The following is a 12,335-nucleotide window of genomic DNA, read 5'->3' as shown; positions in this document are numbered from 1 at the left end:
CGTCGCGGCGTCAGCCTGATGCCGCGCATCTCACTGGGCAACCGCCGTCCCGGAGTCGTCGCACGCAAGGTCCGGGGACCCGAACCGGTCCGCACAATCCACGCGGCGGTGCGGAAGACCTCGCTGCCACAGCCCGCATTGCGCGGACTGCTCGACGCTTTGAGGGAGGCGGCCGCCCAGTAGGAAACGAGCCTTGACTGCCGGAGTCAGGGATAGCTGACGAGGTTGGCCACATTCGTCGAAGAGCTGGACGGTCCGCCCCGGTCATTGATGACATGACGGATCGTCCCGGTGCCGCCGAGCGATACGGTCACCATGCTCCGGAAGCGCACATTCGGATTGTTCGGAGCTTCGAAGGCATGCTCGGCCGTCACGCTCGGATTCGCATTGAAGAAGCAGTAGCTGCCGAGCCCGAATGCCTCATGACTGGTTACCTGACTGCCGACCTTGTACGCGGCATAGCCCTGGGTCGAACCGTTCATCCACGCGGCCTGGTTGGGCGGGTCGTACGGCATCTCGTTCTGGTAGAAGTAGGTGCGCCCGCCGTTGCCGTTCCAGAGCGTCTGATGTTTCTGGTAGTGCTCCACGAACAGGCCGTACATGGTGACGTTGTCGCCGTTGACGACAAGTCCGGTGTCCGCCGTGTTGCTGTTCCAGCCGATGCCCGTGCCGTGGTCGCCGCGCCAGATCCACATATGGTCGCCGATGACGTTGTCACTGTTGACCACCAGGCTCGTCGTCGCCTTGCCCACCGCGGCGCCGCCGACGCGGAAGAAGACATCGTGCAGGGACGTCGGGTTGGCCGCGTGTCCCGCGGAGGAGCCGGACGGGCCGACCTCCATCAGCGTCTGCGAGTTGGTCGTACCGGCGTCGAAGAGGATGCCCGCGACCTTGACGCCGTCGACGTCCGCGACCGTCATCGCGGTGACGCCGTTGTCCGGGACGAACGTGGCGAGGCCGAGCCCGAGGACCACCGTGTCGGGACGGGTCACCCGCAGGGTCTGGTTCAGATGGTAGACACCGGGGGTGACGAGCAGGTTCTTGCCCTCCGCCAACGCGGCGTTGATCTGCGCGGCACTCGCGCCGGGCTTCACGACGAAGAACTGGTCCATGCCGAGGGAGGTGCCTGCGGCGTTGCCCCCTGCCCAGGTGGTGGCTGAGGAGTTGGCCCGCAGAGCCGGTACGAACACCTTGTAGGCGCCGGCACCGTCCACATACAGGAAGGGCTTCTCACGGACTGTGGGTGACTGGTTCACGGTGGTGTAGGGAGGGCTGGGGAAGCTGGTGGCCGGAACGCCCTGGCTGCCGACGAAGACCATGTTCCAGTTGGCGCCGGTCCAGCTGCCGAGCTGGGAGTTACGGGTCAGCCACTGCTGTTGGGTACCGGACCGCACCTGGCCGTCGACCTTGGTGTCGGCCATGAAGCCGCCGCTGGCCCAACCGCCGTCGTCGAGCGCCAGATTGCCCCGGACGTGCATGCGCCGGTACGGAGCGGCTTGGGACACCGCCCATCGGTCCGTGCCGCCGGACGGGTTCACCGAGAGGTTCTCGGCGCCGCGCCAGAAGTTCTGGGTGGCGTTCTGCGGCGGGAACCAGTCGGCCTCGACGTGCACCGCGCCGTTGATCGTCACCGAGTCGGGTGACTGGCCGAGGCCGAGGACCTGGGTGTAGAAGCCGACGTTGACGTCGTTGTTGTAGGTGCCCGGCTTGAACATGACCGCGTAGCGCTGGGAGCCGAACTGGTTGGTCTCCTGCTGCTGGAAGATCGAGTCGAGCCGGTTCTGGATGGTCGACGACGGCATCGACGGGTCGAAGACGACCACGTTCGGACCGAGGTCGACATCGGCGGGAGCGGTGCTCACCGGTGCAACCTGGAACCGCTGGGCCGCTGTGCCGTTGCAGGTGTACTGCACGAGCTGGACGCTGTCCGCCGTCGAGGCGGAGGGGACATCCAGGCACTTCCCGCTGTTGCGGTTGACGAAGTGGTACGCGCCGCCGCCCTCGTCCACCGCCTGCCACTGCTGGTTGCTGCCGCCGCCGTACGTCCACAGGTGCACGGCCGCGTTGTCGGCGGTGGACACGTCGCTCACGTCCACCACCTGAGCCGGGTCATTGTGGTTGTTGATCCGGACGAAGCCGTCGCTGGTGGCGGTGAAACTCCACTGCTGGGCTGTGGTGTTGTTGCAGGCGTACTGCTGTACGGCGGTGCCGTTCGCGGTCGCGGCCGAGCGGGCGTCCAGGCACTTGCCACTGCCTCTGTTCACCACGGTTGCCCAACCGGTCGGCAACGCGGCTGCCCGGGCTGCGTTGTGAGGCGTCGCGGCCTCGCTGGACGGCACTGCGACCAGGACCGAGAAGGCCGAGGCCGCCAAGGCGAAGGCGGCCAAGAGGGGCCGGGTCCTGCGGCCGGCCTTGAAGGTGTGACGGCCCGCTCTGGGCCTGCGCTGCGATCGAAGCACGATTTCTCCTGTGCTGGTGGGGTCAGCGGTTGTACGGCGGTCAGGACGCGGGTGAAGTCCAGGGGCTGCGTCGAGAAGCCCATGGGCTCATCGGCCTGCCACCGTCCACTTCTGGTTGGCGGCTCCGGTGCAGGTCCAGATCTGCAGGCGGGTGCCGTTGGCCGAGCTGTTGCCGGTTGCGTCCAGGCATTTGTCGGCCTGGGGGTTGACGATGTCGTGGGCGGCTGTGACGTTCCAGCGTTGGGCGGCTGTGCCGTTGCAGTCCCAGAGTTGGGTCGGGGTGCCGTCGGCCCTTCCGCCGGAGGTGACGTCCAGGCATTTGCCGAGGGCCTGGAGGGTGCCGTCGCTGCCGACGTTCCATCGCTGGGCCGCCGTGCCGTTGCAGTCGTAGAGCTGTACGGGTGTGCCATTGGCGCTGTTGGCCCCGGCGATGTCGACGCACTTGCCGCCGAGGCCCGTGATGGCGGCGGCCGTGCCCGGCCCGCTGTCGCTGGTGGTGACCCGTACATGGTCGACGACAAGCTGCTGGGGGAAGACGGTGCTGCCATCCGGGTCGCCGGGCCAGTAGCCGCCGACCGCGAGGTTCAGGATCAGGAAGAACGGCTTGTTGAACACCCAGGTACGGCCGCCGAGATCGGCGGGCGTACGCCGCTGGTAGACCGTGCCGTCCACGGACCACGTGACCGAGTCCGGGGCCCAGTCGACGGCGAACGTGTGGAACGCGTCGGCGAAGGCCTGTCCACCGGGCAGCGAGTACGCGGCGCCGATGCCGCCGGAGCCGGAGTATCCCGGGCCGTGGAGTGTGCCATGGACGGTGGAGGGCTCGAAGCCGACGTTCTCCATGACGTCGATCTCGCCCGAATTGGGCCAGCCGACCTGGCCGATGTCATTGCCCAGCATCCAGAAGGCGGGCCACATGCCCTGGCCGCGCGGCACCTTCAGACGGGCCTCGACATGTCCGTACGTCTGCGTGAATCTGCCTGCCGTGTTCAGCCGGGCGGAGGTGTACTCGCATCTGCCGTACCAGCACTGGTAGTTGGCCGGGTTCTCGCGGCGGGCGGTGATGACCAGATGACCCTGGCCGTCGAGAGCGGCGTTGCGGTTGCCCGCCGTGTAGTACTGCCGCTCGTGGTTGTCGACGTTGTCGCCTGTCTCGATCTGCCACTTGCCGCCGTCGACGGCGGAGCCTGCGGGACCGTCGAATTCGTCGGCGAACGTCACGGCGGCCGGCGCGGCCGCGGCTGTCGGCGGGGCGGGGGCGCCCTGGGTGAGGCCGGTGGTGACGGTCGCCAGGGCGAGGACCGAGAGAACAGAGAGGAGCAGGCGTCGCGGTGAGCGCGGGGAGTCCATGACTCTCCCTTCCAGGTCTGGCATGTATATGACAGACCAGATGGGCTGAACGGCGTGGGGGGCAACGCGGGGCGGGGTGGAGGCACTTAGCTCACTCCGTGATTTAAGAAGTGAACTAAGTGACTGTCAAGGTCTTGGTATGGACCACGCCGGGAAGTCTGCTCAGGCCGCCACGACACGCTCACTGCCGCGATCACCATCTTCCTCATCGGCGCGCTGGGCTTCGCGACCGTGCCGCCGCTCCAGAAGCGGGTGTTGGACCAGGAAGCGGGCGCGCCCACGCTGGCCTCCGCCGTCAACATCGGCGCCTTCAACCTCGGCAATGCGCTCTCCGCCTGGCTCGGCGCCGTCCTTGCCGCATCCGCGCTCGCCCTCGCCGTCCTCTCGCGGCTGCTCGAACGCCGCGAAGTGACCACCCACAGCCGGGTGGTCAGCGCCTCCGCCCTTGAAACGGCAGCTGTCCCGGCAGCCCGTCGCTGATTCACCCGTCGCTGATTCGCGCGGGACGTTTTAAGCGTCATCGAAGTGCGTGACGACGTCATGTGGCCGCTGCCAGCATGAAATGCGGCTCCTGCCCATTCCGGGCCAGGAGTGAGAGCACCCTTTCCGCAATTTATGCAAAGGAGCGCCACTGTGCGCAAACAAGTCGTGGGCATTCTCGCAACTGCCGCCGCATTCACCGGAGTCATGGCCGCCGCACCGTCCGCTTCGGCCGAGCCCAACCCGCCCGGCTGTCCCAAGGGTTACTTCTGCGCCTACAGCGGCGAGAACCAAACCGGCTCACTCGTGGTGAAGGCGGCGGGCAACTGGAGCGGCAATGTCGCCTTCCGCTCCGCATTCAACAACGGCGTACGCTACCCCGGCGCTGATCACGTCAACATGACGTACGCCGTGGAGGGCGGCACCGAGACCGTGTGCCTGCATTACAACCCGGGCCCCGGCACGTACAAGGGGAACGCCGCCCCCGGGACCCGCATCGTGAAGGTCGTCTGGCGCGGCGAGTGCTAGTCGCGCCGTCGTGGACGGCCGGTTGACCGCTGGGGGCTTGCCGACTTTCGCGTCGACAGGCCTCTCTCGGCATCGCGAAGGCTTCCGCTGCGGGCGGTGCTGCCCGGGCCCGGAGCCCGGCCAGGTCCATTTCCGCCCCCACGAGCGGGCCGAGCCGTAACATCGCTACGGACGTGGGTAGCGTTGCTAACGAAATGGTGTTAGCGTTGATTCTGTCGGGGTGGAGAACGCCATCCCACCAGGACAGGGAGCGATGCCATGAGCGAGCAGTCCACCACCTCACGCCGGGTCGCGATCGTCACCGGCGGATCCCGCGGCATCGGCCGGGAGAGCGCCGAGCGACTGGCGTCGGACGGCTTCGCGGTCGTCATCAACTACGCGGGCAACCAGGCCGAGGCCGAAGCGGCCGTGGCGGCCATCGGCGCCGCCGGGGGACAGGCAATCGCGTTTCGCGCCGACGTGGCTGACGAAGCGGGGGTATCGGCTCTCTTCGACCTCGCCGAGGACACGTACGGCGGCGTCGACGTGGTCGTGCACGCGGCCGGTGTCATGACGCTGGCCCCGCTGGTCGACACCGACCTCGACGCCCTGGACCGCATGCACCGGACCAATATCCGCGGGACGTTCGTCGTCGACCAGCAGGCCGCGCGCCGACTGCGGGCCGGCGGGGCGATCATCAACTTCTCCAGCTCCGTACTGGGCTTGGCGCTGCCCGGATACAGCGCGTACGCCGCCACCAAGGGCGCGGTCGAGGCCATGACCCTGATCCTGGCCCGGGAGATGCGCGGGCGGGACATCACGGTCAACGCCGTGGCTCCCGGACCGACTGCCACCGCTCTCTTCCTGGACGGCAAGGACGAGCAGACCATCGCCAAGCTGGCCGGGCAGGCGCCGCTCGAGCGTCTGGGCACCCCGCAGGACATCGCCGAGGTCGTCGCGTTCCTCGCCGGTCCCGGTCGCTGGGTCAACGGCCAGGTCCTGCGCGCCAACGGCGGCATCGTCTGATCCGCGCCCGCCCGCCCCACCCTTTCCCCCAGGGACCTTCCCCTTTCAGACCTTCCGCTCAGACCTTCCGCTCAATAGACCGAGGAGTTGCGTCATGGGCAAGACGATCGTCATCACGGGTGCCGGTTCCGGGTTCGGAGCCCTGGCCGCACGGGCGCTGGCCCGGGCCGGACACACTGTCTACGCAGGGATGCGCAACACCGAAGGGCGCAACGCCGACCGCGTCGCCGATGCCCGGGCCTACGCCGCCGAGCACCATGTGGACCTGCGCACCGTCGAACTGGATGTGCTCTCCCAGGAGTCGGCCGACGCCGCGATGGACACCATTCTCGCCGAGGCCGGTTCGCTGGACGTGGTGGTCCACAACGCCGGACACATGGTCACGGGTCCCACCGAGGCCTTCACACCCGCCGAACTCGCCGCGGTCTACGACACCAACGTGCTCGGGACACAACGCGTCAACCGCGCCGCCCTGCCTCATTTGCGCGCCCAGGAGCACGGTCTGGTCCTCTGGGTCGGATCGACCTCCACCCGCGGCGGCACCCCGCCCTACCTCGCCCCCTACTTCGCCGCCAAGGCCGCGATGGATTCACTCGCCGTTTCCTACGCGGCGGAGCTCGCCCGGTTCAACATCGAGACGTCCATCGTCGTGCCGGGCGCGTTCACCTCGGGCACCAACCACTTCGCCACCGGCGGGCACCCTGCCGAGCAGACCGTGATCCCCGACTACGAGTCCCGCTATGCCGGCCTCATGGAGCAGGTCTCCGAGCGCCTGGCAGCCCTGGCCCCCGCCGATGCCGACGTGTCCCTGGTCGCCGACGCCATCGTGAAGGTCGTCGACACCCCGCACGGCAGCCGCCCCTTCCGCGTCCACATAGACCCCGCGGGCGACGGGGCCGAAGAGGTCAGTGACATTGCCGACCAAATCCGCGCCCAGTTCCTCACCCGGATCGGACTCGAGGACCTGCTCGGCCCGACGCGCCCGACGCGCCCGGCGAGCACCCGTCCGTAGCAGCGCTACGCCGGCTTGATAGCGTCCAGCCGATGAGTACCCGAACACGCATCCTGGAAGTGGCGGCCGACCTGGTCGCCCAGTCGGAGAACGGAGACGTGTCCACCCGGGCCGTATGTGAGGCCGCCCAGGTGGGGGCGCCGGCGCTCTACCGGCACTTCGGGGACAAAGAGGGTTTGCTGTCTGCCGTCGTCGACTACGGCTTCGACAAGTACCTGGCCACGAAGCGCAGGCGCAGCCCCGGTACGGACCCCGTCGAGGACCTGCGCAAGGGCTGGGACACCCATGTGGAGTTCGCCCTGCAGAACCCGAATCTGTACCGGCTGATGAACTCTCCCGCGGTGCGCACACCGCCGGCCGCGGCGCTGGAGTCCCATCAGATCCTCACCCGCGACCTGGAACGGGTCGCCGCCCAGGGAAAGCTGCGACTCACCCCGGAACTCGCCGCCCAGATCGTCATGTCGGCCAACGTCGGCGTGGCCCTGATGCTTGTCGCCCGTCCCTCGACCTTCACGGACCCGAGCCTGTCGCGGCGGGTACGGGACTCGGTGCACGCCGCCATCTTCACACCGGATGCGCTGGGCACCGGCACCGCGGCCGAAGCACCCGGCACCGGCGCGGAACAGGCTCAAGTGCCGTCCGCGGCAGCCCGGTTGAGCACCCTGCTGCGCCAGGCGCACGGCGAGGCGCTCAGCACCGCCGAAACGGCCCTCATGACCGAATGGCTGGACCGGCTCTCGAACACCCCCTTGGCCCCGGTGCCGGAGGACTCGGCCGTCCAGGAGCCGAGCCCGCGGGCGTGAGACGAGTCAGCGCTGCTTCGCTCCGTACAGGGCCTGCTTGGTGTAGGTGCCCCAGATCAGTGCGGGGTACCCCTCGCCGATGTTCTTGAGGGTCACCTGTTTCTGAGTCTTCGCGTCCTCGCCGAAGCGGCCGATCGCCGTGACGAGGTCGTCGGCGGAGCCGACGAACCACTCGGCCTTCCGGTCGTCCGTACGGCCCGAGGTCGTCGTCCTGGCATCCTCTCCAGCGGCCGCGAACGTGGGATCGCGGTCGTCGCGTCGGCCGAGGGTCCCACTCAGGTACGAGGTGACAAACCCGGCGGTCTGGGAGGTGATCGCCTGCTCGCCTATCGCACTGCGCAGCTGGGTACGTTCGCCGTCCCGCTCCGCGGACTTCACGATCGACGGGGTGATCTTCTTGCCGTCGTGGCGGAAGGAGGCGTAGGCGCCGGCCAGTTCCATCGGGCTGGCTCCCATCAGCCCCAGCGACAACGCCTCCGGCGATGCGAAGTCGTCCTTACTCACGTCCATGCCGAGCGCCTTGGCGGTCTGCTGGACGTTGTCCTCGGTTGCTGACAGGTCTGACGGGTCCTCGTCGGTGTTGGTCTTGGCCTCCATGGAGGCGGCCATGGCGATGGGTTCGAAGGTGGGGCCGGCCTGGTAGTCGGAGCGGGTCGCGTTGCTGACGTAGTGGCGCAGGTAGTCACGGCCGCCGTAGAGAGCGACGATACGGCCGGACTTCGGGTCCACCGATACGGCTCCGGCCTGCTGGTTGGCGTCGGCGGCCGCCGCCCCGGCCACCTTGCCCGACTCCGACTCCGACTCCGACCCCGACCCCGATTCCGGTTCAGGCCCCGCCACACCGCTGAGCCCCGAGGCGACCGCCTGCTCCAGCGCTCGCTGCTTGTCCGGATCGATGTTGAGAGTGATGCGCCAGCCACCGCCGGCCAGCTCCTGTTCGCTGACGCCGGAGGCCATGAGCTCTCGCGTGGCGGCATCCACCAGATAGCCGGTCCGACCGGAGAGCCCGGACGCCGGTGCCGGCGCCGCCGGGACGGGGAACTTCATCGCCTGCCGCTTCCCCCTGTCCAGCCAGCCCTCCTCCACCATGTTGTCGAGTACGTAGTTCCAGCGCGCCGTGACCAGCTGCTTGCCTTCGGGACTCGCGATGGCCCAGTCGTACTGGCTCGGAGCCTGCAGCAACGCGGCCAGATACGCGCCCTGTTCGACGCTCAGCTCCTCGACCTCCCGGTGGTAGTAGGCACGCGATGCGGCCTGCACGCCGTAGGCGAGCCGTCCGTAGTAGCTGCTGTTGAGGTACCCGGCGAGGATGTCGTCCTTGGAGTACTGCCGGTCGACCTTGAGGGAGATGACGAGCTCCTTCACCTTGCGGCTGACGGTCTGCTCCTGGCTCAGGTAGTAGTTCTTGACGTACTGCTGCGTGATGGTCGAACCGCCCTGCTTGCCCTTGCCGGTGACCGTGCTGACGATGCCGCGGGCGGTTCCGGACAGCGAGACGCCGGAGTCGCTGTAGAAGTCCTTGTTCTCCGCCGCGACGAAGGCGCGCCGAACCTCCTCGGGCACCCTGCTGAGCGGGACCGTCTCCCGGTTGATCTCCCCCGTGCGGGCGAGGCGGCTGCCGTCGCTGAACAGAAAGACGTTGCTCTGCGCCTTGGCCAGTGCATTGGCCTGGGGTATGTCGATGGCGACGTAGAGGACGGTGAACCCTCCGATCAGCAGGGCGATGACGCAGATCAGGGCGGCAAGTGCCTTCCGCCAGCTGAGGAAACGGCGGATTCCGGTCCGCTTCGGGGCGGGAGTCTTCCGCCGGCCCCGACGCCCGGACCGGCCCCGGCGGGCCGTCCCTCTCGCCTCTGCGGGCGACCACGCCTCGCTGATCTCGCTGCTGATCTCGCTCGCCTTCTGCCGATCCACCGTCCGTTTCGGACTCCAACTGGTGCGCATGGCGCCATCCTCAGCGCCGAAGATCTTCGTAAACGCAAAGGGAGACATCGGCTGGGCCTCGGAGATGTATCAGCCGTGTATCGGAGGCTCGGGTTCCGGGAGATGGAGGGTGGCGTGTGCACCGCCGCCGGGTGCGTTGGCGAACTCCAGTGCCGCGCCGATGACTGCGGCTTGACCGAGGGCGATGGTCAGCCCCAGGCCATGGCCTGTGCCGCGTTCGCGGGCGCCCGTACGGAAACGCTGCGGCCCGTCCTGCAACACCGAGTCCGGATAGCCGGCACCGTGGTCACGTACCGATACGGTCCTGCCGTCCGCTGTCACCGTGACGGTGACCGGAGCGAGACCGTGCCGGTGTGCGTTGACGATCAGATTGGTGAGAATGCGCTCCAGCCGGCGTGGATCGGTCCACACCGTCGTTGTTCCGTCCGCTCCGTCCGTTCCGTCTGCGCAAACGAGTTGTACGGACAGGCCGGTGCGGGCGGTGATGTCCTTCACCAGCAGGCCGAGAGGGCAGGGGGAGAGGTCGGCCTCCTCCGCCCCGGTGTCGAGCCGGGAGATCTCCAACAGGTCCTCGACGAGCGCGGCAAGGACACGCACCCGGTTGCGGACGTACCCGGCCGCTTCGTCCCCCTCGGGGAGCAGTTCGGCGGCGGTGACCAGGCCCATCAGGGGCGTACGCAGTTCGTGGGCCACATCGGCGGTGAACCGCTGCTCGCTGCGCAGGCGTTGCTGCAGGGCAGCGGCCATGGTGTCCACGGCCGTGGAGATTTCGCCGATCTCGTCGCTGGGGCGCGCCGGGGCATCGATACGGGCGTCGAGGTCTCCGTCGGCAATGCGCCGCGCCGTCCCCGCGGCCGTACGGAGCCGTCGGCTCATCCGCCCCGCGCTGACCACACCGAGCGGCAGCACAGCCGCGGTGGTCAGGGCCCCGGCCCAGGCGATGGTCGCGTCGAGTGCGCTGATGTCGCGCAGGGTGGTGGTCATGTCGATGCGAACGGACAGCACTTGCCCGCCCGCGGGGCGCGCGGCCCACATGGCCGGACCGGCGGGACCCGTCGCGTACTGCGTCCCCTGCCGGCCGCGGGCCGCGAGGTTTCGCAGCCCGGCGGGCAGACCTGGCGCGTCGAGGGCGGCACCGGTGCCCTGCACCGTCCCGCTGCGGGTATAGGTGATGGCGGCCCGGTCGAGGGTGGTGCGGGCCGCCTCGCGGGCCTGGGACATCTCCCGGTCGCGGGAGGCGTGGTGGACAAGAACGCCGACGGCGACAGCGACCGCGCAGATGGCGGCGGCGACAAGGGCGGCGATACGCCATCTCAACGGCATGGTCAGCGCCGCAGCTTGTAGCCGAAGCCGCGGACCGTTTCGATCCGTTCGGCGCCGATCTTCGCCCGCAGCCGCTGCACATGCAGATCGACGACACGAGTGTCGCCGTGCCAGGCGTGGTCCCACACGCGGCTGAGCAGCGTCCTGCGCTCCAGTACGACACCGGGCGAAGCGGCGAACTCGAGAAGCATCCGCAGCTCTGTAGGGGTGAGGGCGAGCGGCTGTCCCGCCCGATGGACTTCCATGCCGCGGGTGTCGATCGTCAGATCCCCGAACGTCATGGTCGAGTTGTCGGCGCCGCCCGTGTCCGCTGGGGAGGGGGTGAAGGAGGCGCGACGCAGCAGTGAGCGGATACGGGCGACGAGCACCGCGCTCTCGCACGGCTTGACCACATAGTCGTCGGCACCCGCCTCAAGGCCGGACACGACGTCGAGGGCGTCGCCGCGCGCGGACATCATGAGGATGGGCGCAAGGCTCAGTTCGCGGATACGGCGGCACAGTCCGATGCCGTCGAGCTCCGGGAGCATGACGTCGAGCAGCAGGAGATCCGGGCGGCGTTCGCGGAAGATCTCAAGCCCGGACAGTCCGTCGGCAGCGGTGGAGACGGTGAAGCCGTAGCGCTCGAGAAGCATCCGGACGGTGTTGCGGATGACCTCGTCGTCCTCGACGAGCAGCAGATGGGCCTCAGCGGCGCTGCCGGGCAGGGTGGGGGGAGAGGTCATCGGTCCGTCCTGGTCGTGGGGAGCGGTGACGGACTCGCCACGGTGCGGGGCTGGTCCTGTTGTACGGCTGCGGTGAGCACATTTCCGTCCCACCGGTAGCGGGTGGTGAAGCGGCCGTCGTTGCCTGTCGAGGTCAGAACCAGATCGCGCCCGAAGGTCTCGCCGGTGAGCCCGAGCGGCCCCCAACTGATCAGCACCGGCCGCACCGCGGTGCCGAAGGCCCCGTAGACCTGGATCAGCGTGAGCCCGGCCTCCGGCGCATCGAGTGCCACCACCAGCTCGTCCTGCCCGTCTCCGGTCAGATCCCGGTAGACGGGCCGGCGCAGCCCGCAGTCGGGACCGGGGCAGTCCTGCATCGCGGCGTGCACCAGCGGGGGCACATTGGGGTCCTTCTCCAACAGCTCCTTCACGGCTATGTGTTTCAGCCCGGCCGCGGGCACCTCGACACCCTTGATGCTCAGATACGGACGGTCGGGGCCGGTGGGCGTGGGTGTGAGCGGCTGGGCGTACTCCGGCCACAGCGGTGACGCGCTGGTGGGCGGCGACAATGTGGGCGCCGGGCCCCCGTCCCGTGCCCCGGTCTCGGCGGCGCATCCGCCCAGGCCCACGACGGCCGCGCAGGCGACCAGAGCGGTGATGAGGGTCTGCCTGCGGTGGTGAGAAGCGGTGCGGGGGGTGTGGGGCATAGGCATATCAGCGTACCGGCGGG

11 protein-coding genes and 1 pseudogene are annotated in these 12,335 nt (G+C 68.7%); 6 read left to right on the top strand and 6 right to left on the bottom strand.

Annotated features, from left to right (window positions below; all coding sequences use genetic code 11):
• Positions 1-18 precede the first annotated feature (18 nt).
• The gene (locus OG729_RS03625; RefSeq protein ID WP_405804239.1) at positions 19-183 is read left to right on the top strand and encodes a hypothetical protein; all 165 of its coding nucleotides are present in this window, start codon (positions 19-21) and stop codon (positions 181-183) included.
• A 23-nt stretch (positions 184-206) separates the two neighbouring features.
• Here OG729_RS03625 and OG729_RS03620 read toward each other — a convergent pair whose 3' ends face one another.
• Together OG729_RS03620 and OG729_RS03615 are read right to left on the bottom strand one after the other, a co-directional pair.
• Positions 207-2,387, bottom strand: coding sequence for an RICIN domain-containing protein (locus OG729_RS03620; RefSeq protein WP_405811033.1), 2,181 nt, complete (start codon positions 2,385-2,387; stop codon positions 207-209).
• A gap of 159 nt (positions 2,388-2,546) precedes the next feature.
• Positions 2,547-3,809, bottom strand: a complete 1,263-nt coding sequence (locus OG729_RS03615) for a ricin-type beta-trefoil lectin domain protein (RefSeq protein WP_405804237.1) — start codon at positions 3,807-3,809, stop codon at positions 2,547-2,549.
• 171 nt (positions 3,810-3,980) lie between these two features.
• Here OG729_RS03615 and OG729_RS03610 point away from each other — a divergent pair.
• From OG729_RS03610 to OG729_RS03590, 5 genes and pseudogenes are all read left to right on the top strand, one after another.
• A pseudogene (locus OG729_RS03610) lies at positions 3,981-4,289 on the top strand (MFS transporter); the annotation flags it as partial.
• A 153-nt stretch (positions 4,290-4,442) separates the two neighbouring features.
• Positions 4,443-4,817: a peptidase inhibitor family I36 protein gene (locus OG729_RS03605; RefSeq protein ID WP_360865150.1), complete on the top strand. Its 375-nt coding sequence runs from the start codon at positions 4,443-4,445 to the stop codon at positions 4,815-4,817.
• A gap of 258 nt (positions 4,818-5,075) precedes the next feature.
• Entirely contained in the window at positions 5,076-5,822 is a 747-nt protein-coding gene (locus OG729_RS03600) for an SDR family oxidoreductase (RefSeq protein ID WP_405804236.1), read from the top strand.
• A gap of 94 nt (positions 5,823-5,916) precedes the next feature.
• On the top strand, positions 5,917-6,834 hold the full coding sequence (locus OG729_RS03595; protein WP_405804234.1) for an SDR family oxidoreductase: 918 nt from the start codon (positions 5,917-5,919) through the stop codon (positions 6,832-6,834).
• A 32-nt stretch (positions 6,835-6,866) separates the two neighbouring features.
• Positions 6,867-7,637, top strand: a complete 771-nt coding sequence (locus tag OG729_RS03590; RefSeq protein ID WP_405804232.1) for a TetR/AcrR family transcriptional regulator — start codon at positions 6,867-6,869, stop codon at positions 7,635-7,637.
• Positions 7,638-7,643: 6 nt separating this feature from the next.
• On the opposite strand, the gene OG729_RS03585 is transcribed toward OG729_RS03590, so the two are convergent.
• The 4 genes from OG729_RS03585 to OG729_RS03570 all read right to left on the bottom strand — a co-directional run bounded on the left by OG729_RS03585 (position 7,644) and on the right by OG729_RS03570 (position 12,312).
• On the bottom strand, positions 7,644-9,581 hold the full coding sequence (locus OG729_RS03585) for a transglycosylase domain-containing protein (protein ID WP_405804230.1): 1,938 nt from the start codon (positions 9,579-9,581) through the stop codon (positions 7,644-7,646).
• 69 nt (positions 9,582-9,650) lie between these two features.
• Positions 9,651-10,904 (bottom strand): sensor histidine kinase, encoded by a 1,254-nt coding sequence (locus tag OG729_RS03580; RefSeq protein WP_405804228.1) that lies wholly within the window; start codon positions 10,902-10,904, stop codon positions 9,651-9,653.
• 2 nt (positions 10,905-10,906) lie between these two features.
• Positions 10,907-11,626, bottom strand: a complete 720-nt coding sequence (gene cseB, locus OG729_RS03575; protein WP_405804226.1) for a two-component system response regulator CseB — start codon at positions 11,624-11,626, stop codon at positions 10,907-10,909.
• Positions 11,623-12,312: a hypothetical protein gene (locus OG729_RS03570; RefSeq protein ID WP_405804225.1), complete on the bottom strand. Its 690-nt coding sequence runs from the start codon at positions 12,310-12,312 to the stop codon at positions 11,623-11,625. Before OG729_RS03570 ends, cseB begins: the two co-directional genes overlap by 4 nt.
• Between the last annotated feature and the right edge of the window lie 23 nt (positions 12,313-12,335).

This window comes from Streptomyces sp. NBC_00210 (assembly GCF_045160975.1).
In the GTDB taxonomy this organism is placed as follows: domain Bacteria; phylum Actinomycetota; class Actinomycetes; order Streptomycetales; family Streptomycetaceae; genus Streptomyces.
The sequence above is the reverse complement of the archived record's forward strand: the minus strand, read 5'-3'. Positions and strand labels throughout refer to the sequence as shown.